The organism is Candidatus Fukatsuia endosymbiont of Tuberolachnus salignus (assembly GCF_964030845.1).
Taxonomy (GTDB): Bacteria; Pseudomonadota; Gammaproteobacteria; order Enterobacterales; family Enterobacteriaceae; genus Fukatsuia; species Fukatsuia symbiotica.
Genome location: NZ_OZ034983.1, coordinates 1,123,884 through 1,149,210, shown reverse-complemented (window position 1 = coordinate 1,149,210; position 25,327 = coordinate 1,123,884). Strand labels below are relative to the sequence as shown.

General features: G+C 43.6%; 20 protein-coding genes, 1 tRNA gene and 2 pseudogenes. 9 read left to right on the top strand and 14 right to left on the bottom strand.

The window, feature by feature from the left end; genetic code table 11:
• Positions 1-82: 82 nt before the first annotated feature.
• From tgt to AAHH42_RS05565, 3 genes are all read right to left on the bottom strand, one after another.
• Positions 83-1,204, bottom strand: a complete 1,122-nt coding sequence (gene tgt / locus AAHH42_RS05575; RefSeq protein ID WP_342221833.1) for a tRNA guanosine(34) transglycosylase Tgt — start codon at positions 1,202-1,204, stop codon at positions 83-85.
• A 196-nt stretch (positions 1,205-1,400) separates the two neighbouring features.
• Complete coding sequence (gene queA, locus AAHH42_RS05570) at positions 1,401-2,555, bottom strand: tRNA preQ1(34) S-adenosylmethionine ribosyltransferase-isomerase QueA (RefSeq protein WP_342221832.1); 1,155 nt, start codon at positions 2,553-2,555, stop codon at positions 1,401-1,403.
• 130 nt (positions 2,556-2,685) lie between these two features.
• Complete coding sequence (locus AAHH42_RS05565) at positions 2,686-3,084, bottom strand: hypothetical protein (protein ID WP_119963737.1); 399 nt, start codon at positions 3,082-3,084, stop codon at positions 2,686-2,688.
• 107 nt (positions 3,085-3,191) lie between these two features.
• Between AAHH42_RS05565 and AAHH42_RS05560 the strand changes: the two genes are divergently transcribed.
• Positions 3,192-3,791 (top strand): peroxiredoxin C, encoded by a 600-nt coding sequence (locus AAHH42_RS05560; protein ID WP_072550875.1) that lies wholly within the window; start codon positions 3,192-3,194, stop codon positions 3,789-3,791.
• A gap of 119 nt (positions 3,792-3,910) precedes the next feature.
• Here the strand turns inward: AAHH42_RS05560 and proY are convergent, their stop codons facing one another.
• Together proY and brnQ are read right to left on the bottom strand one after the other, a co-directional pair.
• Positions 3,911-5,287 carry a proline-specific permease ProY gene (gene proY / locus AAHH42_RS05555; protein WP_072550876.1) on the bottom strand — a complete coding sequence of 459 codons (1,377 nt, stop codon included), beginning with the start codon at positions 5,285-5,287 and terminating at the stop codon, positions 3,911-3,913.
• Positions 5,288-5,532: 245 nt separating this feature from the next.
• On the bottom strand, positions 5,533-6,852 hold the full coding sequence (brnQ, locus tag AAHH42_RS05550; protein WP_072550877.1) for a branched-chain amino acid transport system II carrier protein: 1,320 nt from the start codon (positions 6,850-6,852) through the stop codon (positions 5,533-5,535).
• Between the two features lie 435 nt (positions 6,853-7,287).
• Here brnQ and dnaB point away from each other — a divergent pair, with 435 nt between their 5' ends.
• A complete protein-coding gene (dnaB, locus tag AAHH42_RS05545; protein WP_072550878.1) occupies positions 7,288-8,694 on the top strand; it encodes a replicative DNA helicase in 1,407 nt (468 codons plus the stop codon).
• Positions 8,695-8,706: 12 nt separating this feature from the next.
• Here dnaB and uvrA read toward each other — a convergent pair whose 3' ends face one another.
• Positions 8,707-11,538, bottom strand: a complete 2,832-nt coding sequence (uvrA, locus tag AAHH42_RS05540) for an excinuclease ABC subunit UvrA (RefSeq protein ID WP_342221831.1) — start codon at positions 11,536-11,538, stop codon at positions 8,707-8,709.
• 222 nt (positions 11,539-11,760) lie between these two features.
• On the opposite strand from uvrA, the gene AAHH42_RS05535 reads away from it, so the two are divergent.
• The 5 genes from AAHH42_RS05535 to AAHH42_RS14755 all read left to right on the top strand — a co-directional run bounded on the left by AAHH42_RS05535 (position 11,761) and on the right by AAHH42_RS14755 (position 15,157).
• Complete coding sequence (locus AAHH42_RS05535; RefSeq protein WP_072550880.1) at positions 11,761-12,357, top strand: single-stranded DNA-binding protein; 597 nt, start codon at positions 11,761-11,763, stop codon at positions 12,355-12,357.
• Between the two features lie 562 nt (positions 12,358-12,919).
• Entirely contained in the window at positions 12,920-14,257 is a 1,338-nt protein-coding gene (gene ltrA, locus AAHH42_RS05530) for a group II intron reverse transcriptase/maturase (protein WP_342221829.1), read from the top strand.
• A 77-nt stretch (positions 14,258-14,334) separates the two neighbouring features.
• Positions 14,335-14,631: an AMP-binding enzyme gene (locus AAHH42_RS05525; RefSeq protein WP_342221828.1), complete on the top strand. Its 297-nt coding sequence runs from the start codon at positions 14,335-14,337 to the stop codon at positions 14,629-14,631.
• The gene (locus AAHH42_RS05520; RefSeq protein WP_072551006.1) at positions 14,618-14,908 is read left to right on the top strand and encodes a hypothetical protein; all 291 of its coding nucleotides are present in this window, start codon (positions 14,618-14,620) and stop codon (positions 14,906-14,908) included. The genes AAHH42_RS05525 and AAHH42_RS05520 overlap by 14 nt, the downstream gene beginning before the upstream one ends.
• 51 nt (positions 14,909-14,959) lie before the next feature.
• The gene (locus tag AAHH42_RS14755) at positions 14,960-15,157 is read left to right on the top strand and encodes a hypothetical protein (RefSeq protein ID WP_425286324.1); all 198 of its coding nucleotides are present in this window, start codon (positions 14,960-14,962) and stop codon (positions 15,155-15,157) included.
• A gap of 322 nt (positions 15,158-15,479) precedes the next feature.
• Here AAHH42_RS14755 and AAHH42_RS05515 read toward each other — a convergent pair whose 3' ends face one another.
• From AAHH42_RS05515 to murI, 5 genes and pseudogenes are all read right to left on the bottom strand, one after another.
• Positions 15,480-15,764, bottom strand: a complete 285-nt coding sequence (locus AAHH42_RS05515; RefSeq protein WP_072551005.1) for a phage holin family protein — start codon at positions 15,762-15,764, stop codon at positions 15,480-15,482.
• Positions 15,754-16,131, bottom strand: coding sequence for a putative holin (locus tag AAHH42_RS05510; protein ID WP_072551004.1), 378 nt, complete (start codon positions 16,129-16,131; stop codon positions 15,754-15,756). The genes AAHH42_RS05515 and AAHH42_RS05510 overlap by 11 nt, the downstream gene beginning before the upstream one ends.
• A gap of 110 nt (positions 16,132-16,241) precedes the next feature.
• Positions 16,242-17,245, bottom strand: a pseudogene (locus AAHH42_RS05505) (IS630 family transposase).
• Positions 17,246-17,711: 466 nt separating this feature from the next.
• Positions 17,712-17,787: transfer RNA gene (locus AAHH42_RS05500), tRNA-Asn, on the bottom strand.
• A gap of 153 nt (positions 17,788-17,940) precedes the next feature.
• Positions 17,941-18,807: a glutamate racemase gene (gene murI / locus AAHH42_RS05495; protein ID WP_072551088.1), complete on the bottom strand. Its 867-nt coding sequence runs from the start codon at positions 18,805-18,807 to the stop codon at positions 17,941-17,943.
• A 126-nt stretch (positions 18,808-18,933) separates the two neighbouring features.
• On the opposite strand from murI, the gene trmA reads away from it, so the two are divergent.
• Positions 18,934-20,037 (top strand): tRNA (uridine(54)-C5)-methyltransferase TrmA, encoded by a 1,104-nt coding sequence (gene trmA / locus AAHH42_RS05490; RefSeq protein WP_072551087.1) that lies wholly within the window; start codon positions 18,934-18,936, stop codon positions 20,035-20,037.
• Positions 20,038-20,101: 64 nt separating this feature from the next.
• Here the strand turns inward: trmA and fabR are convergent, their stop codons facing one another.
• Positions 20,102-20,716: an HTH-type transcriptional repressor FabR gene (gene fabR / locus AAHH42_RS05485; RefSeq protein ID WP_072551090.1), complete on the bottom strand. Its 615-nt coding sequence runs from the start codon at positions 20,714-20,716 to the stop codon at positions 20,102-20,104.
• Positions 20,717-21,053: 337 nt separating this feature from the next.
• Here fabR and sthA point away from each other — a divergent pair, with 337 nt between their 5' ends.
• Entirely contained in the window at positions 21,054-22,457 is a 1,404-nt protein-coding gene (sthA, locus tag AAHH42_RS05480) for a Si-specific NAD(P)(+) transhydrogenase (protein WP_342221827.1), read from the top strand.
• Between the two features lie 102 nt (positions 22,458-22,559).
• Here sthA and hofC read toward each other — a convergent pair.
• A pseudogene (gene hofC, locus AAHH42_RS05475) lies at positions 22,560-23,776 on the bottom strand (protein transport protein HofC).
• Positions 23,754-25,310 (bottom strand): type II secretion system protein GspE, encoded by a 1,557-nt coding sequence (gspE, locus tag AAHH42_RS05470; protein ID WP_342222021.1) that lies wholly within the window; start codon positions 25,308-25,310, stop codon positions 23,754-23,756. Before gspE ends, hofC begins: the two are co-directional and overlap by 23 nt.
• Positions 25,311-25,327 lie beyond the last annotated feature (17 nt).

Genomic DNA, 25,327 nt, shown 5'->3' with positions numbered 1-25,327 from the left:
ATTATCAATCGGTTAAAAATTTTGCGAGCAATCACAGATTATTAGCCGTTTGATCCTAGCCACAAAACTCATAATTGCAACACTAAACCTCTAAATCAGGTTTCTCAATTCGCTTATAAAATTCTGTAATAACGCGGTCTAATGTACCTTCTTCAATAGCCTGACGTAAAGCCACCATTAAACGTTGATAGTAACGCAAATTATGAATGGTATTGAGCCTGGCACCCAATATTTCTTTACAGCGGTCGAGATGATGCAAATATGCACGGCTATAATGACAACAAGTATAGCAATCGCAATTTTTATCCAGCTTGGATTCATCTCTCTTATATTGGGCATTGCGGATCTTAACAACCCCTTCAGTGACGAACAGATGACCATTGCGCGCATTGCGTGTTGGCATAACGCAATCGAACATATCAATGCCACGACGTACCCCTTCAACCAGATCTTGCGGTTTACCCACCCCCATTAGATAACGCGGTTTATCTTGAGGGATCTGTGGACAAATGTGTTCTAAAATACGGTGCATCTCTTCTTTCGGTTCACCCACTGCCAAACCGCCCACAGCGTAGCCATCAAAACCAATATCCTGCAGCCCATTTAGCGAAATATCACGTAAATCTTGATACACACTCCCTTGAATAATACCAAACAATGCATTTTTGTTATTCAGTTTATCAAAATGTTGGTGATGACTACGTGCAGCCCAACGTAATGACAATTCCATTGAACGCTTAGCATAGTCCCAATCGGCTGGATAGGGTGTGCATTCATCGAAAATCATCACGATATCGGCACCCAGATCCCGTTGGATCTCCATCGATTTCTCTGGGCTAAGGAATACCGTATTCCCATTGATGGGATTACTGAAATGAACGCCCTCTTCTTTTATTTTACGCATTGCTCCCAGACTAAACACTTGAAAGCCACCTGAATCAGTCAGGATCGGACCATGCCACTGCATAAAATCGTGAAGATCGCCATGTGCTTTGATCACTTCTTGGCCTGGACGTAACCAAAGATGAAAGGTGTTACCCAATAAAATTTGTGCACCACTGGCTTTGACCTCTTCTGGTGTCATACTTTTAACCGTGCCATAAGTGCCAACTGGCATAAACGCGGGCGTTTCTACCACCCCACGTTCAAAAACCAAGCGACCACGACGGGCGTACCCATCGGTTTTTTGTAACTCGAACTTCACATCACCCCCCAGAGATCAACGCATCTGATGTTGTTATCGTCTGAACTTCATTAGACGCCTTGCAAAACCTGCTACGTGCTGCAAATTCTGCGTTACGTGGTACTCGCAATCCTCATGTACTGCAACACTACGGTTGCTGCGCGCCAGGCGCCTTGACTTCACAGCACTGGCTTATGGCTATGGCTTTGCAAGAAGTCTATTCACAACGATCTCGAATAGGCTCCAAGATTGAGTGCTTTATTTCTTCCTGTGCTGCCAATGGATTACGACTAATAAACATGGCATCACCATAACTGAAAAAACGATATTTTTCTCCGATCGCCTGTTGATAAGCCTTCATCGTATTTTTATAACCTGCAAAAGCAGAAACCAACATTATCAACGTTGATTCAGGTAAATGAAAATTAGTGATCAGTGCATCGACTAGCCGATAATGGTATCCAGGATAAATAAAAATACGTGTATCACCCAAAAAAGGCACAATCGCTGCATTTTTGCTGTTGTGAACCGCATTTTCCTTCGCATTCCTTGCGGCACTCTCCAATGAGCGCACCGAGGTGGTTCCTACTGCGATAACCCTTTTACCACGAGCCTTGCAGGTTAATACCGCATCAACCACAGCTTGTGGTACCTCGACATATTCAGCGTGCATAACATGTTGTTCGACATTTTCCACACGCACTGGCTGAAAGGTTCCTGCGCCAACATGCAAGGTAACAAACGCCATTTCGATACCTTTAGCACGTAACGCATCAAGCAGTGGCTGATCAAAATGTAGTCCCGCCGTCGGAGCAGCAACGGCACCTGGCCGTTCACTGTAAACCGTTTGGTATAACTCACGATCGACGGCTTCATCAGGGCGGTTAATATAGGGAGGTAAAGGCATGTGACCAATAGTGTGCAAGAGAGTGAAAACATCCCGTTGGTCATCAAAACGTAATTCAAACAGGCTATCATGGCGAGCTAACACAGTTGCTGGAATAACAGTGCCAACAGCAGTCATATCAACAGGCTGGTCATCACCCAATAGTAACGCGGTACCCGGTTTAGGCGCTTTAGAGGCTTTAACATGCGCCAACACCCGATGATCATCCAGTACCCGTTCCACCAAGATTTCTAGCTTGCCACCACTGGCTTTACGACCAAATAAACGCGCAGGAATCACACGTGTATTATTGAATACCAGCAAATCACCTCTCTGTAATGTCTGCAATAAATCGGTGAAAATGCCGTGCGTCACACATCCACTTTGTCCATCCAACGATAGCAAACGACAACCACTGCGTTGAGAATACGGGGAATGGGCAATCAACGACTCTGGCAGTGTAAAAGAAAAATCGGTAACACGCATGGGTTTCACTTCAGTTAGAAAACGTTCACTAAAAAAACAGGCGGCTTAGTCTAGAGCCACCCACAGTGAGCTGCAAGAAATTAATTAAAGAAGTGTTGCTACCCGTTAAAATATGATACGTATAAAATACTCAGTTGCCCGCCGCTTCACACTGACGACCTTCTATTGCAACTCCTGTTGTATTGATGATGTGATAGCCAATGTGGGGTTGAAAATCTATCGACAAGGTTGAAGCACTCTGAACCTTGTGTTCTCTCTCTTGTATTGGGACGTTATCGACGCTCATCCAGCCAAATTGACTTTCCTTGCCACTTACCGCCCTGATAATGAAACTGACTTTTTTAGGACTGAATTCTTTACACATGTATGCCGATCCCCAAGGACTCGGTTGTATGACAACCTGTTCCTGGGCGCCAAAACTCCAGCTAGTCTCTGAAAAACCGGCATGGGCATAATGGGTGGATATCATCAGGATCCCTATTGATAGCCGGAATGATGCTGTGCTAGCGCCACGAAAAATATTTCTCATTGCTATTTATCTCTTTTATCTGTATTTAGTCGTCTGTGTTTGTACTCCGTATTAGGCGGAAAAAAGTACAAAGTACGTCAATTAATATCAACTTATAGGAGTCATTTATGGTTTTAGTCACTCATGAAGCACCTGATTTTACTGCCGCGGCTGTCCTCGGTGACGGCACAATGGTTGACAACTTTAACTTGAAAAAACACTTGGACGGTAAAGCGGCCGTATTATTTTTCTGGCCACTGGATTTCACCTTCGTCTGTCCCTCAGAATTGATTGCTTTCGATCACCGCTACCAGGAATTTCAAAAACGTGGCGTCGAAGTTATCGGCGTTTCCATTGACTCACAATTTACTCATCACGCATGGCGTAATACCTCTGTTGATAAAGGCGGTATTGGTCCAGTGCAATACCCTATGGTAGCTGATATTAAACGTGAAATTGTTCAGGCTTACGGTATTGAACATCCAGCAGGTATTGCATTGCGTGCCTCTTTTCTCATCGACAAAAAAGGTATAATTCGTCACCAGGTGGTTAACGATCTCCCATTAGGCCGTGATATTGATGAAATGCTGCGCATGGTTGATGCCTTACAATTTAACGAAAAATGTGGTGAAGTCTGCCCTGCACAATGGAAAGCGGGTGAAGCAGGTATGGTCGCGTCACCCGATGGTGTGGCAAAATACTTATCTGAAAACGCCACTAAACTGTAATGCACCCTGAACTGATAAGATAATATCATTACCCCATAAACATAAAACCGATCTTTAGCGGTTTTATGTTTTATCTGGATAAAATTCGCTATCCAATAATTTGTTCAAACGACCCTAATTTACTCCGTACCCTTCTTATCCTTCTGATAACACACTTTAACGTAATAGCCAACCAACAGTAATGCTATCCAGGCCAATCCGACAAAAAGCGAGACACGAGTCGTAGGAAAGTAACCGATCAGGCCGATAATAAATAGCAGAAAAATAATGGCCACGACCGAGGTAAAAACACCACCCCGTAGCGGAAAATCCAACGCTTTTACCTGGCTTTGGTTCAGAGAACGACGAAAAGCAATTTGCGAGCATAGGATCATAATCCACACCCAAACCGTGGCAAAGGTCGCGAGGGATGCAATCACTAAAAATACTTTTTCGGGTATGAGGTAATTTAAGTAGACCGCAACCAGCATAGCCAACATCATCATCACCACTGTCACCCAGGGTACGCCACGTTTAGAAATCGCACTGCATACCTTAGGTGCGTGACCCTGTTCGGCCATACCATGCAACATACGTCCAACGCCAAAAACATCACTGTTGATCGCCGACACTGACGCCGTGATAACCACAAAATTTAAAATACTGGCAGCAACAGTGATCCCCAGATGTTGGAAAGTCAATACGAAGGGACTACCGTGGGTTCCCACCTGATCCCACGGGTAAATTGACATAATGATGAATAACGTACCGACGTAAAAAACTAAAATACGCCAAGGAACCGAATTAATCGCTTTAGGGATGGATTTTTTGGGGTCCGCCGCTTCACCTGCAGTAATACCGATAATTTCAATGCCGCCGTAGGCAAACATCACCAATTGCAGTGATAACAACATACCTATCACACCGTGACTGAAGAAACCACCGTTAGTCCACAGGTTATGTATTCCCGTCGGCGAGCTACCACCAATACCCCAAAAAATGATGCCAATACCCGCTAGTATCATTACGATGATAGTCGCCACTTTAAAAAAGGAAAACCAGAATTCCAACTCACCGAATACTTTGACGTTCATCATATTAATAGCGCCTATGATGAGCACGACACTTAATACCCAGATCCAATGTGGCACATCAGGAAACCATACCCCCATATAAATACCAAAGGCGGTAACATCGGCAATGGCGACGATCAAGATCTCAAAACAATAAGTCCAACCGGTAATATACCCTGCCATCGGCCCTAAATAATCCTGAGCATAACGCGAAAAGGAGCTAGATTGTGGATTATTAACCGACATTTCACCAAGAGCGCGCATAATAATAAACGCCACTAAACCACCGATGAAATAAGCCAACAGCACACTGGGGCCAGCCATTTTGATCGCATCTGCCGAACCATAAAATAGACCCGTACCAATCGCTGACCCCAATGCCATAAAACGAATATGCCGGGTGGTTAAACCACGCTTTAGTTTATTTTTGACTGGTAATTCCATAAAAGTCCCGTCTGGCGAAAGCCACGTCTACCAGCACGTGGCCGATGATAGATAACTATGAGTAGACCCCTTGCATAACCTGCAGCGTGGTGAGAGAACCACGGTTTTGCAAGAAGTCTATACCCAATGAATTTCGAGTTACGGCAAGGCGGCAATCAATCGAATCCCAGGAGTGTACAAGTAGTACATGACTGGGATAAGTGCGAGCAGCCAACGCCGCCGTAACTTGAAAAGCGAAGGGTATATTATTGTTTGGCAGCAATCCTACGGTAACAATTGATACGGTCGTAAAGGACGACCAAAACAAGCACCAACACGGACGGCGGCAGCCAAGCCAACCCTTGATCTGCCATTGGCAGATTCTGAGTCCAGGTAGGCAACAAATAGTCAAAGTTTGCCGCTTTTACCGCATCGCGAATACCAAACAATAGACTCACCAAGGTCACAGGGGCAATCACTACTTTCGCATTATGCCACCAGTGTAATGTGAAACTCAGTACTACCAGAACAATACAAGGTGGATAAATTGCCGTCAACACAGGGATAGAGACTTGGATCAGATGACTTAACCCCAGATTGGAGACCAACATTGAGAAAAGACCAAGAATAAATACTAAACTACGGTAAGACAACGGTAAATATTGACTAAAAAATTCAGCACAAGCACAGGTCAAACCCACAGCAGTAACCATACAGGCAATAAAAATCAAGGCTGCCAAAAAGATACTGCCCAAACTACCAAAGGTATGCTGCACGTAGGCATGTAAAATGACAGCACCATTTTGTGCATCTGGTGTCAAAACACCACTGCTTAAACCAAGCTTAAACAAACTGAGATAAAGCAGTGCCAAGCCGACACCAGCAATCACTCCCGCCCAAACGGTATAGCGAGTCAGTAAACCAACCGAAACAACACCACGGGAACGAGCGGCGTTGACAATCACAATACCAAATACTAAAGCTCCCAAGGTATCCATCGTCAAATAGCCATTAACAAAACCGGTGGAGAAAGGTGTTCGTTGATAAGCCTCGATGGCTGGAATAGGTGAACCCGCAGGCCAGAATAACGCGGCGACCCCCAAAACACCAAAAGCGATGATTTTCAACGGCGCTAGAATATGCCCTACAGTGTCTAACAAGCGACGGGGATAAAGCGAAATACCCACCACCAATGAAAAATACATTAGGCTATAGATCAACAATGCCAAACTACTGTCACCGGTCAAAGGAGCGATACCCACTTCAAAAGAAACGGTTGCAGTACGAGGAGTAGCAAACAAAGGGCCTACGGATAGATAACAAACGGTTGCTAATAGCAAGCCGGCACTACGACCAATAGGTGTACTGAGGGCATCAATACCCCCGCCTACCCGTGCCAACGCAACGACAGTCATCACCGGCAAACCCACAGCAGTTATCAGGAAACCAAGGGCGGCTAGCCAAACATGCTCACCTGACTGCAAACCCACAATAGGAGGAAAAATAATGTTACCGGCACCGACGAATAAAGCAAACGTCATAAAACCTAACGCCAAAATGTCTTTAAATGATAAATGATGACCCATAATTATTGCCCAGTTAAATGTTCAAAAAAAAATTGTTGATTTTTCGGTTCTATTAAAATGATAAGCCAACGATGGAGGCTAAGATAAACTTTTATCGTGCAGAAAGGCAAGCCAGTATGATAAAAGCAGAATTATTCTCTTAGATAAAATAAAATAACAGTCAAACACACTAGTGAGCAGCAAATATACATGATAATTTTTTAGGGTACGTGCTGAAAATTATTCTGTATCTATAACAATTAGACTTTTTGCAAAACCGTCGTTCGTTATGCGAAATCAAGGGGTATGGAGCGTAGCGCACATGAGGGGAGCGGGCACCAGGTAATGTAGAATTTGCAGCACGTAGTAGGTTTTGTAAGAAGTTTATTACTCACTGGACATCATCACGTATACTCAGTCGCTATATTTTCTCGTTACAGGTAAAAAGCACGTGTTATGGCCGGAAAAAAATTCACTAACAATCTAGTAGCGCCAAGAGACCACCAGGTAGAAGGGTTGAAACTGCCACCGTATTCGCTAGAAGCAGAGCAATGCGTGTTGGGGGGCTTGATGTTGGATAACGAACGTTGGGACCATGTCTCTGAACATGTAACCAGTAATGATTTTTTCAGTCGGCCGCATCGCCACATTTTTACTGAAATGCAACGTTTGCTGGAAATGGGCAAACCGATTGACCTAATAACCTTGTTTACTTCTTTAGAGCAAAAAGGAGATCTCGAGGCTGTAGGAGGTTTTGCCTATTTGGCTGAGCTGTCTAAAAACACACCTAGTGTCGCGAATATCAGTGCCTATGCCGATATCGTGCGTGAACGTGCAATAGTACGCGAAATGATCTCAGTGGCAAATGAAATTGCTGACGCAGGCTATGATCCCCAAGGACGCAGCAGCGAAGACCTACTAGATTTCGCTGAATCTCGGGTTTTTAAAATTGCCGAAAATCACGTTAATAAAAATGAAGGACCGAAAAGTATCGACAGGATTTTGGAAGATACTATTGCCCGTATTGAAGAACTTCACCGTCGACCTAATGATGACGTCACCGGCGTTACCACCGGTTACCAAGATCTCGATAAGAAAACGGCGGGGTTGCAAAAATCAGATCTGATTATTATCGCCGCACGTCCTTCAATGGGCAAAACCACCTTCGCCATGAATCTGTGTGAAAACGCAGCGCTAACCCAAGATAAACCAGTACTGATTTTCAGCCTGGAAATGCCTGCGGACCAAATTATGATGCGTATGCTGTCGTCGCTTTCTCGTGTCGATCAGACCCGCATTCGTACCGGTCAATTGAACGATGAAGACTGGGCGCGAATCTCCAGCACGATGGGAATATTGTTAGAAAAACGCAACATGTACATCGATGACTCTTCTGGTCTGACACCCACTGAAGTACGCTCACGTGCCAGACGGGTCTTCCGTGAACACGGTGGGTTGAGTCTTATTATGATTGATTATTTGCAATTAATGCGCGTACCGGCATTAATAGATAACCGCACCTTGGAAATTGCAGAAATCTCCCGTTCATTGAAAGCCTTGGCAAAAGAATTACAGGTGCCGGTAGTGGCGTTATCTCAACTAAATCGAGGCTTAGAACAACGCTCGGATAAACGTCCGATAAACTCGGATTTACGTGAATCCGGTTCGATTGAGCAAGATGCTGATCTGATCATGTTTATTTACCGCGATGAGGTCTATCACGAGAACAGTGAAATGAAGGGGATTGCAGAAATTATTCTAGGTAAACACCGTAATGGGCCGATTGGTTCGGTACGCCTGACATTTAATGGCCGTTGGTCACGCTTCGACAATTATGCTGCTCCACAATATCAGGACGGATAACCCAAAATCGGGTTACTGCCCCTCTAATAGCGGTTTCAAAAAGCGTGCGGTATCCGATCTCACGCATTTTGCTACTTCTTCTGGCGTACCGACGATCAGAATTTCTCCCCCCCCATCTCCTCCTTCCAGGCCAAGATCGACAACCCAATCAGCCGTTTTAATCACATCCAAATTGTGCTCAATGACCACAATGGTATTGCTCTGATCTCGCAACTTATGCAATACAGTTAACAATTGCTGAATATCAGCAAAATGCAAACCCGTAGTGGGTTCATCCAAAATATACAATGTCTGACCGGTAGCTCGCTTTGAAAGTTCACGTGCCAATTTTATCCGTTGTGCTTCACCACCAGAAAGGGTGGTCGCAGATTGACCAAGGCGAATATACGCCAATCCGACATCAATCAAGGTTTGAAGTTTACGCGCTAAAGCAGGCACAGCGTCAAAGAAAACATAGGCTTCTTCAATAGTCATATTTAACACTTGGTAAATAGTTTTATTTTTATATTTCACTTCCAAGGTTTCACGATTATAACGCTTGCCTTGACATTGATCACAGGTCACATAAATATCTGGCAAAAAATGCATTTCAACCTTAATCACCCCATCGCCCTGACAGGCTTCACAACGCCCCCCTTTCACGTTAAAGCTGAAACGTCCTACGGTATAACCCCGCATACGGGATTCAGGAACAGCCGCGAACAATTCACGTACCGGAGTAAAAATACCCGTATAGGTCGCCGGATTAGAACGCGGTGTACGCCCAATCGGACTTTGATCAATATCGATCACTTTATCGAACTGTTCTAGCCCTTGAATTTCTTCGTAAGATGCAGGTTCGGCGGTGGTGGCACCATTAAGTTCACGCTGAGCGATACAATAGAGGGTATCATTAATCAGCGTTGATTTACCGGAACCAGAAACACCAGTAATGCAAGTGAACAATCCTACTGGTAGTGTCAAATTAACATTTTTCAGGTTATTGCCTTTAGCACCAATTAACGTCAATACCTTGTCGGCATCATAAGGTACACGCTTTTCCGGAATGACGATCTGGCGTTTGCCGCTAAGAAACTGACCGGTTATCGACCGCGGCACCTGCATAATATCGCTAACAGTGCCTTCAGCCACCACTTCACCACCATGCACACCGGCTCCCGGGCCAATATCAATCACGTGATCAGCAGCACGGATAGCATCCTCATCATGTTCGACTACAATCACGGTATTACCCAAATCGCGCAGATGGATTAATGTTTCCAACAGACGTGCATTATCTCGTTGATGCAAACCGATAGAAGGCTCATCTAGCACATACATCACACCCACCAAACCGGCACCAATCTGACTAGCTAACCGAATACGCTGCGCTTCACCACCAGACAAGCTATCGGCCGAACGGCAAAGTGACAAATAATTCAAACCAACGTTAGCTAAAAACTTCAGCCGATCGCCAATCTCTTTTAATATTTTTTCAGCTATCTGTGCCTGCTGACCCGTTAATTTAATATTTTGGAAAAACGTTAATGCCTCACCAATACTCAACGCAGAAAGCTCGGGTAGCGTTTTTTCTTCGATAAAAACATGACGTGCTTCCTTACGTAACCTTGTACCTCGGCAGCAACTGCATAAACGATTACTGATAAATTTAGCCAACTCCTCACGTACCGCGCTGGATTCCGTTTCTTTATAACGGCGTTCCATATTGTGCAACACACCTTCGAATGGATGATGTTGTACTCTGATATCGCCGCGATCGTTGATATATTTAAATTCAATGACCTTTTTTCCCGAACCATACAACACTGCTTCTTTTATCCTGGAACTCAGCGAATGGAATGGCGCGTCAATATTAAATTTATAATGATCAGCCAACGAACGTAGCATTTGAAAATAATAAAAATTTCGGCGATCCCAACCACGAATAGCACCACCTGCCAAAGACAAATCAGCATTTTGTACCACTCTGTTGGGATCAAAAAATTGTTGTATTCCCAGTCCATCACAAGTCTGGCAAGCACCCGCTGGATTATTAAACGAAAATAAACGAGGTTCCAACTCACTCATGCTGTAACCACAAGTGGGACAGGCAAAATTGGCAGAGAAAAGCAATTCCTCAGCATGTAGATCATCCATATTAGCCACGACAACGGTACCGTTGGATAATTCTAAAGCCGTTTCAAATGATTCGGCCAAGCGCTGACATAAATCTTGCCGTGCTTTAAATCGGTCAACCACCACTTCAATGGTGTGTTTCTTCTGCAGCTCCAGTTTTGGCGGATCAGACAAATCACAGACTTCACCATTGATCCGCGCACGGATATAACCCTGTACTGCCAAATTTTCTAGTGTTTTACTGTGCTCACCTTTACGATCCTTTACCACCGGAGCTAACAACATCAGCCGACAACCTTCTGGCTGATTTAAAACATTATCCACCATCTGGCTCACAGTCTGTGCGGCCAAAGGTAAATCATGATCAGGGCAGCGCGGCTCGCCGATACGAGCGAATAACAAACGTAAATAATCATGAATTTCCGTAATGGTACCGACAGTGGAACGCGGGTTATGTGAGGTCGATTTTTGTTCGATAGAAATAGCGGGGGATAGCCCTTCTATATGATCGACATCGGGTTTTTCCATTAGCGATAAAAATTGACGGGCATAGGCAGAAAGAGATTCAACGTAACGACGTTGACCTTCGGCATACAAAGTATCAAAAGCCAACGAAGACTTGCCTGAACCGGATAGGCCGGTAACAACAATCAGTTTATCTCGCGGAATAATCAAATTGATATTCTTAAGATTATGAGTACGAGCACCCCGAACTTCGATATTATCCATGCCACCCTTTTCCGGTTGTCGAAAAAAAATACAACTAGTACCAAGCGGACGATTATGGCACAAAAAAATTGAATAGACATCCAGATCAGTGTGCAACTTATTCAGGCTATTGCAAGAAAATTGCGGGCCGTTTTGCGGTTATCAACCGCTATGTCGTTCTGCCTATCGCATGTTAAACTCAGTCGTTTATACTAAAAAATATACTGCAGCGGGAGAATCAACATGGCCAGTAGAGGCATAAACAAAGTAATTTTGGTTGGACATTTAGGGCAAGATCCCGAGGTTCGTTACATGCCGAACGGAAGTGCCGTGGTCAACCTCACCTTAGCGACGTCAGAAAGCTGGCGTGATAAACAAACCGGTGAACAGAAAGATAAAACGGAATGGCATCGTGTCGTGTTGTTTAACAAACTGGCAGAGGTGGCAGGTGAATATCTGCGTAAAGGTGCTCAAGTCTACATCGAAGGGGCTTTACAAACGCGCAAATGGCAAGACCAAACCGGTCAAGATCGTTACACTACCGAAATTATCGTTGGCATTAATGGCGTAATGCAAATGCTAGGTGGTGGTGGACGTCAAACGGGTGGTACACCTGCTAGCAACTTGCAAGACGGGGCGAACACGATGATGCCACCAGGTATGCCACTACAGGGTGGTGCGGTGCATGATGGTGCGCCAGGTTATCCGCCTCAGCAGCCATCGAGCAGCAAACCCTTTAACGCCCCTCCTGCGCCACGCCATGATCAATCAAGACCGGCTGTTCGGCCCAACAATAGCAGCGAGCCTGCAGAAGCTTTTGACGATGATATCCCGTTTTGAGCGGTTCGCTAAGCTGCTCAGTTTCTTGCAGGTGCGAGTCCTGCTGCAATAATTGGTTAGTTTGATTGCGTAGCTATGGCGTACATGTGGAAGGCGACTGAAACATGGAAGCAACGCCGGATAAACGTTGCCCCTGACCCAGTCCGTGGGCGCGCGCAAGCACACAGCCCGTAACGAAAGTGAACCTGAACAAGCCTCGTAAATGTCAGCCACACGGCAATGCTGGGAGAGTGTGGTGTAGGGTGGTTCCGCCGAGCCTTTGGAATGGGGGCGAAGGTCATCGAGTTCTAGTGGATTAACTAACCACTTGAAGCTAGAACGGGAACTCGGGGTATTGAGGATGGGATGTGCGCATAGAACTGAGCGGAACGAACGAGACCTCTACCCGTCGTGGTTTAACCCACCGCGTAATTGAAGATATAAGGTAACCGCCGAAGTTCGAATAGACGCGGGATAGAGGAGTCGGAGGAGGCCATAGTACTGTTGATGATGAGGACAACATAACCTCGTCGGAGAGAAGGGCCTCTGCTTCTGTCATGCTATTTTTTGTAGGAGGCATTACGTGATTGCGAAAGCTGAAAACACGTCGCTAGAAAGAGTGCGAGTACTGCAACGAAAGTTATACCTAGCAGCCAAGACGAATCCAACACGGAAATTCGGCGTGCTGTATGACAAGGTGTGTCAGATCGATGTGTTATGGATGGCCTACAAGCAAGTCCGAGCCAACAAAGGTGCCCCAGGCATCGACCAGCAGACTTTTGAAGTCATTGAAAAGGAAGTTGGAGTTGGGTCATTCTTGGCTGAAATCCAAACAAAACTCATGAAAAAGAGGTACACGCCTCTGCCGGTCAAACGGGTGTACATCCCCAAGGCTGACGGAACGCAAAGACCTCTAGGCATTCCCGTTATCGCAGATCGTGTTGTTCAGGCAGCGGTGAAAATTGTTATCGAACCTCTTTTTGAGGCTACCTTCAAGGATTGCTCGTATGGCTTCCGGCCTCGGAAGAATGCACAACAAGCATTGCGGGAAATCTACAAGTGGCTGAATTTTAAGTGCCACTGGGTGGTAGATGCGGATTTGAAGTCGTACTTTGACACAATTCCGCACGATAAATTACTGCTGTCCGTTCGAACCAGAGTCATTGATCGCTCGGTTGTAAAGCTGATCGAGATGTGGCTTAAAGCTGGAGCGATGGAAGAGATGAAAATCCGGAAGGAGACGACCGGTACGCCGCAAGGGGGAGTAATTTCTCCCTTGCTCGCTAATCTCTACCTGCACTGGCTTGATTCGACGTGGGAGAAAAAGGCGTTCGGTAAACGTCCGCATGATGCTCATATCGTGCGATATGCCGACGATTTTGTGATTTTGTGCAGCAAGCGCCCGGAGTTTTATCTGGATCAGGCCAAGAAAGTCTTAGACCGACTTGGGTTGACGCTTAATGCCAAGAAAACGCGGATAGTTAATGCCATGAAAGAGCCGTTTGACTTTCTAGGTCACAGGTTCGCAGTTCAACCATCGAAAGTGACGGGCGAGTTGAAGACCTTTTACTATCCGACTCCCAAGGCTATGAAGTCTGTTAAGCAGAAAATCCGTGATGTTGTCCGAAAAGGGCAGCACTGGGATTGGCCCACATTGGTGAAAGAAAAGGTAAACCCGATTCTTCGCGGATGGGGGAATTACTTCAAGACAGGTAATTCAAGGAAGCATTTCTTGAGCATAGCGAATTACACGATATGGACACTCTGCATCATGTTGCGGAAGAAGCACAAGAAACGGGGTAAGGGGTGGAGGGACCACCCGCCGTCCTGGTTCTACGATTACCACGGGCTGTTTAAGCTGTACAGCCTGTCCGTAACCGGAGATGAAGGGAGTCGGTATGCCCGACCTGTGCCGTCGTAACGCTGTGGAAAGAAGACAGTCGGAAAGCCGTGTGCGGGAAAACTGCAAGCACGGTTTGACGAGAGGTCGCTGGGGAGATGATGTCAAACCAGAGACCTACTCTACGGCACCCCAAAATTGAGTTAGCACAGGTTTTTGGTATACCCGATAAAAAATATGGTGAAGCGGTCTGTGCATGGGTGGTGTTACGCTTGGGTGAACAAGCGACCGCAGAGGAGATTATTATGTTCTGCCAAGAAAAGATCGCCAGCTACAAAATTCCAAAAATCGTACGTTTTGTCGATAAAATGCCAATGACCGTTACAGGAAAAGTGCAAAAATTTATGATGCGAAAACAAATGATTGAAATGCGGCAATACAATGATATCAAATAATCCAAATTGGCCTAAGCCTTTAAAAGAAGGTAGTAAAATTGCAATTTTGTCTCCTGCTGGTGCGGTAAAGGATGAAAATTATTTATTTTTAAATATGGCAATTAATATGATTAAAGGCAAAGGCTATATTGTTAAACTTGGATCTAATACCCTTGATAAATATAATCACTACTATTCTTATGCTGGAACATACATGGACAAGATATTATCAGAGTGCCTGAATCAACTCCGATATCTTATGAAAATATTTTTAAAATATTGGCCGAAAAAAAATTAATTATTCAATTGATAATAATTCACTCAACCAAACAGGCGAATATAAGGGAAAATTGATTGGGGGAATTTAACTGTAGTAGCAGCGCTCGTTGGAACAAAATACAATTTTTCTTATAAAGATGCCATTCTATTTATAGAAGAGGTCGGAGAGGATTTCTATTACAAGATAGACCGATACATGCAAAGATTAGAATTTTCTGGTGCGTTAAGTAAAATACGAGGTATTGTTTTCGGTGGGATGAAAATATAGGTGGAGGTAAATCACAATATAACTAAAGAGCTTATGAAGTTATTGCAGAAAATGTAAAGAAATATACAATTTCTAAGATTTTTTTCCTAATGGACATATTTCAGATATGCGCTTTCTTATCATTGACTCAACGGTCACCATAACAATTAGTGATGAAAGCGCAACATTAGAATATGATATATAGTAACAAGCGATCTGCATTGGTCATTTCTATTTCTTTCATCTCTGCGCCCTCTTTCGACTTTATTATTTTCTTCTAGCCGATTGAAAATATGATGGAGGGCTATTAGGAAACTGGTTTATTGATGTTAATGTAACGTAACTACAGATTATCTTTTGCAGGTCGTGCTAAACGCATGATATTTCCACGCGCAGCGACAACAGCAATACATACTGTGATGTTGATTAAGGTTTCTGACCAGTCAGCAGTCGTGTAATCACCCATTAGAACGCGGATTGTTACAGATCCACTGGCAACAATCAGAATATACGCATAAAATCCAGCCCACGGGCGATAGGCGGCGCCTTGGCGTTGATATGAGAACAAGCGCCCCGCAGTCACCAAACATGCGATTGCATTAACAATAATTACATATTTACTTAACATCTTCACCACCTCGCTTGTCAAAACGGTTTATAAAAAAAGTAAGGTTATTGTTAATCGACATCAAAAAACGGACGGAGATTGTTGAAGCAAGTAGAGCGCCGATAGGCGCTTTAACTTCTATCTGTGTGGGTACAATCGTGGCGAGCATCTCAGAAACAAAACCAGCTGTAACAATACCCGTAAAAAAAGATACCGCAAACAACATGATTCTTTTGAACAATGTAAATTCTATTGCCGATAGAACAAAAATTACTGCTCCTGCTAATGCAGCGATCAGTACATTTGCATCCGCCCGTGATAATACATCAGCAATGGTTACGCTAGTAGTCACGAGAGTAGCCGTACTATTAGAAATCGGCTCCGACATCTTATTGTGCTCCTTATAAACCGCATTCTTTCGCTTGATTTTTCTTTCTTTAACCTTAGCGAGAGATCCTGAATAAATTGTTATATACTCATTCAACTTGAAGGTCTGGATTAGATGGTTTGGAAATTATCGTTAATTCTGCCCCTGAGAAAGGGAGCAATTTTTGCCAATGTATTATCAAAAAATTCGGCTATAGCCCCACGAAACTCTTTGGCTGAAGAGAAAAATCGGTTGTTTCTGACACGCTCGTTCATGACCTTCCATAATCGCTCGATGGGATTAAGATTAGGGCTATAAGGGGGTAAATAATGGAGTACGATAGCCTTCTCTAATGCGGCGTCTTTGACTCGCTGACGGCAATGATAGCCAGAATTATCTAAAATAATGTGTATCTTTTGTGCATCAGGATAAGCAGCTTTGAGCTGCTCAAAAAAAGCGACGGTGGTTTCTGAATTCACCTGCTCAGGACGGGCACTGACCACCTTCATGGTGCTCAATTCAATGGCACCCATGACATTAACCCGTGTTTTTGCCCCTGTTTTGACCAGCGGCTTATCTTTGCCTTTCCTTATCCAACCGCAGACCACTTTAGTAGCCATCGTTGGAGGGGCTGAATCCATAAAAACAATCGGTTCATTCTTAAGAGCACTCTCTAGCAAAGTGAAATAAGACGCGATAAACGCTTCTTGCTGAGCAACATCCACTTTAACCGGCGTCGCTTTGGGCTGCTTATAGCTAAAACAATGCGCTTGCAGCCATTTTGTCATGCCAGATACGGTGTAACAGACGCCAAATTATAAGCACAGATATCGATGACACGGCTATAAGTCGTGCTTTCAATGTGTTTTTCAAGCAATAAAGATTCATGCACGCTCAACTTACTATACGAACCGCCATTTTCAGGCTTTAATTTTTCGTCTGAAAGCCAATCTGTTACATGTTGCCTCACTGTTTCTTCATGAATACCTAATGCGTGGGCAATCGCTTTGTTATTCCAGCCTTCATTTTTCAACAACACGGCTTTGATTCGATCTCGAACACGGCCATCGTGTTCGTAACGATGAAGGCGTTCCAAATCTTGTTTTTGAGAGGCTGTCGGTGAGTTTATTTTCATGACCTTATTTTTAATCTAGTTGAGCAAATTTTCCAGTGGTTTTAATGGCGATGGGTATAGAAGTAACAAATTCTACAAGCCAGTAAAAGACTGTTTTTTATCTAGGGACAGTTAACATATAGCCATCGCCATTAAAAACACTAAATCAGTTGCCTAATAGTTTTCTATTTGTCACTAGCATCAAGCGAATCGGTTGTATGATCTAATTTTACCAATCGTTCTGCCTTACTGCTTTTATCATTGGTCAGGGATTTTATTTGTATTACCATATTAATCACCATTAATAGGACTCTGGAACTACCTATTTGGGGGACTAAAAAATAGAGTCCCAAATCTAGTCCCTAAAAAACAGAATATAGCCATGCCATACTGGAAGAGAACAGGCAATAAAAAACCCGCAAACCTAGTTAGAATGCGGGCTTCTTTATCACTACAGTCAGCCACTAATACCGGCTAATATCGTATTTGGCTCCCCTGACTGGACTCGAACCAGTGACATACGGATTAACAGTCCGGTGTTCTACCAACTGAACTACAGGGGAATGATGTGAACGGTGCGCATCATATCCAGCTGTGATCATACTGTCAACGCTAAATTTCTCAGAAAGACGAGACAGACCAAAATACCACCAGAATGGTACCTAACTGGAAAAGTATTAAGCCAATGCTCTGTTCGTTGTTTATTTATCATGTTGTTAAATGGGTAATGTTTTCACTGTGGTAAAACCATATTGCTGTAAAACAGGTAATAAAAGATCAGTGTCAGTGTTTTTAACGAGGCAATAAGCAATATTTTCCTCAGCGGATACCCTATTGCTCAGGGGTGAAAGCAGTAAAGATGTACGACGTGCTATCGCTGCACCTGAATCTACCATTTGGGTACCTTGTGGTAGAATTTGTGTCAATTCTTCTATTAGCAGAGGAAAATGTGTGCAGCCGAGTACCAGGGTATCAGGTGGTTTTCGCATATTAATCCAAGGGGTTAAAATCTCCTTTAACATATCGATAGATACCCTGGTGCCATGTAATTTTGCTTCTGCCAGTTTAACCAACTCGGAGGACCATAGCTGTTCAATCTGACAACCACTAGCAAAGCGTTTAATCAAATCCTGTGTATAAGAACAAGTGATCGTTGCCCGAGTCGCCAGTAAGCCAATTACCTTGTTATGAGTGAGCCATGCGGCGGGTTTTATGGCAGGAACTACACCGACTATAGGAAAAGAAAAGTGTGTGCGTAGGGTAGGCAGAGAAACGGTACTAGCAGTATTACAGGCGATGACCGCCAGTGCCAATGCATGGCGCTGGTGCACTGCTGTAACAATCTTCAATACGCGTGCCACAATAAATTCTTCTGATTTTTCGCCATAAGGGAAGGCAAAATTATCAAAAGTGTAAATATAATGAAGATCCGGCAGTAATCTTTGGATGTGCTGGTATACTGACAGGCCGCCGACTCCTGAATCAAGAATTAGCACAGTCGGCGGTAGTGGGGGGGCCGGGTTAGCCTTAGAAGTTATAGCTTCCAGTGAAAAAATGTTCGCGTTCTGGAGTGTGGTCGCCATAAACCGTCTCGTAATTTTTATCAAATAGGTGAACGATCCTACCATGGACAGCGAAGCCGTTGTTAGAGGTCGAGCGGTACTTGCCTTTTGAGCGAATAAATATCAATAGCCAGCCGAGGGACCTTGATGATCTTCAATACCTTGCCTAGTGGGAGTTACCTTCATCAATTGGCAGAAAAAGTGGCTTGCCTCAAGAGCATGATGGCCCCGTTCCAAGCACCTGAAGCAGAGATATTTAGCTCCCCAGCAAAATATTACCGCATGAGAGCAGAGTTCCGGGTATGGCATGATGGAGATCAGCTCTATCACATCATGTTTGTGCCAGGAACGAAACAGCATATCCGTATTGAACAATTTCCAGCTGCTAGCCAGTTAATCAACCTCCTGATGCGTGCGTTGATCGCTGCCATCAAAGATAAGCCTGTTTTACGATATAAACTATTTCAGATTGATTATCTGTCGACACGCAGTAATAAAATTATTGCTTCTTTGCTTTATCACCGCCCATTAGATGAAGAATGGCAGCAGCATGCGAGCATTTTGCGTGATCAGCTACGGTCACAGGGATTTGATTTGCACCTTATTGGGCGTGCTGCCAAGACTAAAATTCTTCTGGATCAAGATTATGTTGATGAAATATTACCTGTTGCTGGGCGTGATATTATTTATCGGCAAGTAGAAAACAGTTTTACTCAACCCAATGCGGCAGTAAATATTCATATGTTACAATGGGTTATAGAAATAACAAAAAATGTTCAGGGTGATTTGCTTGAGCTTTATTGTGGTAATGGAAATTTTTCGTTGGCACTGGCGCGTAATTTTGATCGGATATTAGCCACAGAGATAGCAAAACCTTCAGTTGCCGCTGCGCAATTTAATATTGTGGCTAATAATGTCGATAACGTAAAAATTATTCGTATGTCGGCAGAAGAACTTATCCAGGCCTTACAGGGAGTGAGAAAATTTAATCGTTTGCAATCTATTGCTCTAAATAGTTATCGTTGTGAAACCATTTTTGTCGATCCGCCACGTAGTGGATTGGATAATAACATGCTCGATATGGTGCGTGCTTACCCACGTATCCTTTATATTTCATGCAATCCAATCACCTTGTGTGCTAACCTCGGACAGTTAAAATACAGTCATAAAATCAAAAGATTAGCGTTATTTGACCAATTTCCCTATAGCTGCCATATGGAATGTGGAGTTTTACTGGAAAAATATGTTTGATCATTCACTTGTGTACCTTGATTTCACGCCGAATTCACACCGCACAGTAGACTATGAAGGAAGTCTATTTTATTGTCTCACGATGATACCAGTAATAAACCCCTTTGGAGATCATTCGTAATTGTAATACCAAACTTTCTTCTAACTTCTTGCGTTGTGCAATATCAATATCGAGCGCTTCCGCACCGGCACTGAATACAATAGTTACCATTGCTTCGGCCTGTGCATCGGTAAAACTACGTGGCATATTATTTTTTAGTTCTAAATAATCCGCTAATTCAGCAATAAAATGTTGAATTTCGCGTGCTACTGCAGCCCGAAACTCTGCCGATGTACCTGAGCGTTCACGCAGTAACAAACGAAACGCATTTGGATTCTCGCCAATAAATTCCATAAATGTGGTCACAGATGTACGAATAACACTGCCGCCCTTGGCGATGCGCTGGCGTGCCTGACGCATAAGCTGTCGCAGCATTAAACCGCTTTCATCGACCATGGTTAATCCAAGCTCATTAACATCACGGAAATGTCGATAAAAAGAAGTTGGCGCAATGCCTGCTTCACGGGAGACTTCTCTCAAGCTGAGGCTGGAAAAACTGCGTTCAGCTTTCAGTTGATTGAACGCCGCTTCGATAAGAGAACGACGAGTACGTTCTTTTTGTTGTGCCCGAACCCCCATAATCGTATCCAAATATATCCAATTTTTTAATAGATCTCTGATGAAACCGTTGATTGTAGTGTGAATCACCATTATATGGCCAGATCTGTTGTGAAACCTACATTATTGGGGGCTGGTTGCACTTATTGTGTTACTCCAGCAGTACGTCTATAGATAACGCAGAATTTGCAGTACGTAGTAGGTTTTGCAAGAAATCTAATGAACTCTGCGTTGTGCGGTGCTCGTAAGTATACTTCGCAAAAAAGATCATAGTGAAAAAGCCAATAGATAGTTGGGTTATAAATAAGATAGTGTTAGCATCGGGCGGAAATCTTGTCTGAAAATAGGTTTTTGCCACATGCAACAGCATTCCCATTTTGATGCCATCGTTATTGGTTCGGGTCCTGGCGGTGAGAGTGCCGCAATGGGGCTAGCTAAACAAGGCGCTCGTGTCGCCGTTATTGAACGTTACCACAATGTCGGCGGTGGATGTACCCATTGGGGGACCATTCCTTCTAAAGCGTTACGTCACGCGGTTAGCCGTATTATCGAATTCAACCAGAATCCGTTGTACAACGATAATCTACGTACCATCACATCATCCTCCTTCTCTCATATTTTGCGTCATGCTGAACGAGTCATTGAACAACAAGTTCGTATGCGTCAGAGCTTTTATGATCGTAATAGTTGTCAGATTTTCTTTGGTAATGCTAGCTTCATCGATGCAAATACGCTAAGGGTAAGCTCCGAGGGCACTTCTGAAATTCTTTGCGCCAAGAATATTGTGATCGCGACAGGATCGCGACCTTATCATCCCGTAGACGTTGATTTTACGCATTCACGTATTTACGACAGTGATACTATCCTGAAACTTGAGCACAAGCCAAGCAACATCATTATCTACGGTGCTGGGGTGATCGGCTGTGAATATGCTTCTATCTTCCGCGGATTAAATGTCAAAGTAGATTTGATCAACACTCGCAGTCATTTACTCGCTTTTCTCGATCAGGAAGTGTCAAAGGCCCTTTCCTGCCATTTTTCAAGTAATGGTGTGGTAGTGCGTTATAACGAAGAATTTGAAAAAATAGAAGGTACTGCAGATAGCGTGATCGTTCATTTAAAATCCGGCAAAAAAATGAAAGCGGATTGTTTACTCTACGCCAATGGTCGTACTGGGAATACCGATGATCTAGGGTTGGAAAATATCGGTTTAAAAGCGGATAGCCGAGGTTTACTTAAAGTTAACAGTATGTGCCAAACGGCCCTTTCTCATATATGTGCTGTGGGTGATGTGATTGGTTATCCAAGTTTAGCATCGGCGGCTTACGACCAAGGACGTATTGCCGCACAGGTATTGATTTGTGGTGAAGCCAAAGCTCGTTTGATCAAAAACATTCCAACAGGAATTTACACTATTCCTGAAATTAGTTCCGTTGGTCAGACTGAGCAACAGCTTACGGAAGATAAAATACCTTACGAAGTGGGGTGTGCACAGTTTAAGCATCTCGCCAGAGCACAAATTGTCGGTATGGACGTTGGAAGTTTAAAGATATTATTTCATAGAGAGAATAAGCAAATTCTCGGTATTCACTGCTTTGGCGAGCGGGCTGCCGAAATTATTCATATTGGACAGGCTATTATGGAACAAAAAGGAGAAAATAATACTATCGAATATTTCGTTAATACTACTTTCAATTATCCGACTATGGCAGAAGCCTACCGTGTGGCTGCACTCAATGGCCTCAACCGTCTGTTTGAATAATATAATTGAACCCATAAATTCATTGTAGAATTTACAATTAGACCTCTTGTATAACCTGCTGCGTGGTGTGAATTTGACTAGCAAAATACTTCGGTAACAGATTTATTCCATAATATTGCCCAATTGAAATATAGGTAAGTACATAGCAATAACTAACACGCCGACAATGGTACCGACGACTAGCATCAATATTGGCTCCAGCATCTGGGTCAGGCTATCAGCTAATTCTTGAGTTTGTTGTTGGTGCCAATAGGCGAGTTTTTCTAATAGCAAGTCTAAAGAACCCGATTCCTCTCCAACACGGATCAATTGTTGGCATAACGGTGGGAATAATGGACGAGAGGAATATAAATTATATTGGGATAAAGCATGGTGTAGCGGGGTTCCTTGAACGATCTGTTGATAAATCCCGTAGATCGCTTGCTGATAAAAAAATTATTCACCGATAATGCCGCCGCTTGTAGACCTGCGGCCAGTGTTAAACCCGAGATCTGAGTCATAGCCAGTGTCTGAAATATTTGACCTAAGCAGTTACCACGGATCAATGCGGAGAAAAAGGGTAAGCGTAATAAGCAAGCTTGCTCTCGTTGTCGCCAATGTGGGATTTTTCTCAATTTACGGCAGTAGCCCACGCCCATGACGGTCAATAGTAAAATCACATATAACCCGTAACCTATTAGCATGTCGGATAAAAAAAGCAGCCCACGGGTCAGTAAAGGTAAGGGGGCTGCAAATGATTGATAGATTTCTGCGAATTGCGGTAATACTATCACCAGCATAACAATACTGACCAATAAGGTGATAACGCAAACAAATAGAGGATATCTCAATGCTTTAGAGACTTTTTTTTGTAACTGCTGCTGCTGTTCCTGCTGCTCTGCCAATCGTGAGCAACATTGATCTAAATTACCCGTCAGTTCTCCTACAGCGATCAGTTGACAATATAACGCGGGAAAGATTTGTGGGTAATGGCCAATAGCCTCAGAAAATGACAGCCCTTGGATAACTTTTTGACTTATTTCATGTAACAAGCAACGCCAAGCGGGGGCTTCAGCTTCTTTGGCTAAAAGCTGTAGGCTATTTACTAAGGGTAAACTTGATTGCAAAAGGGTGGCTAATTGGCGAGTGATAGTTGTTAGATGCTCTCCTTGCCAATAGCTATCGGCAATACGTTTACCTGATTTTATACTGATGGGTTGTAAACCATGTTTGATGATATGTTCGTAGACAGCCGTTTTTTCTGTCGCTAAAAAGATATCCTCTTGCAAATATCCATTTTTATTAATCGCCTGCCATCTATATAAGCGACGGGAATTCATTTATTGGTCTCCATTGCGGCAAAATATCTACAACACGATTAATTTCCTTAATGGTAGTGATCCCTTGATCAACCAATGTTAATCCTGCTGTTAGTAAAGTGATATTCCCTTGCTGTTGTGCGATTTCTGCTAATTGAGAGGGATCAAATTGTTGAACCAGAGCTTGTCTGATCTCTCGGGTAACAGTTAGCATTTCATACACACCAATACGGCCATAGTAGCCGGCACAACAATGCTCACATCCTATAGCTAGCCAATTATCTAGTGGCGTCGGCCAGATATTGGCAGGGTAATACATTGGCGCTGCCGGTTGTTTGCAACGTAAACAGAGACGGCGTACTAGACGTTGTGCAATGACTAATTTCAGGCAGGATGCAAGCAGATAACCTGGCACATCCATTTGCATGAGCCGTGTCAAAGTATCAGCAGTAGAGTTAGTGTGTAGGGTAGATAATACCAGATGACCCGTTTGAGCCGCTTTTACTGCAATCTCTGCGGTTTCATTGTCACGAATTTCACCAATCATGATGACATCGGGATCCTGACGCAGTAAGGTTCGTAGAATACGTGAAAAATCTAAGCCGATCCTATTATTAGTCTGACTTTGATTTATGCCTTCAACAGGGATCTCAACGGGATCTTCAACGCTACAGATGTTTTTTTGTTCGTGATCAAGTTGTAATAGGCTACTGTACAGGGTAACTGTCTTACCGCTACCTGTTGGTCCCGTTACCAATATGAGTCCTTGAGGCGAAGACAATACCTGTATCAATTTTTCGCGTGCATCATTTGTCATCCCTAGCTGTTCTAAATCAGGTTGCTGTTGGGAGTGAAGAATGCGTAGTACGATTTTTTTACCGTATTGGGTTGGTAATATGGCAATACGCATCGAATAACGCAAATTATCCATTTGTAATGCAAATTGGCCGTCTTGTGGTAGCCGTCTTTCTGCAATATTTAGTTGAGCCATGACTTTCAAACAGGCGCTAATGCGGGGGATTAATTCATCTGTGGGAGAATTTGTCTCTTGCAACACACCATCAATACGCAAACGAACACGATAATGATGCTGATAAGGTTCAAAATGGACATCAGAAGCCCTTTTTTGAATAGCGATACGTAGTGTCTGGTTAATAAACTGAATAACAGGAGTATCACTTTCTTTATTCAGAGAGGTTTCTTCATCGGTAGAAAAATCACGCGGCGATATATGACTTTTCAACACTAATGGTTCGGTCTCTGGTGGTAACTTTTCTGCGGTGTCAGAAAAATAAGTGGCATCAACAGAGGACTCTGAAGCTCTTACTTGACCTCGTGGGAGCCATTGACGAAGAGTTTGCTCAATTTTCGCTTCTGGCCAGTGTTCCACTTTGATTTTACGTCCACAAGCAAAGCGTAGCGCCGTTAACAATTCATCATTGGCGTTATTAGCCATGGCAATAGTTAGCGTTTTTTTGTCAATAGTCAGCGCGATAGCTTTATAACGTTCACAAAGTGAATGTAACTCTGCGCTGATTATCCCGCAGGGAGTCATCAGATAATCTATCACTT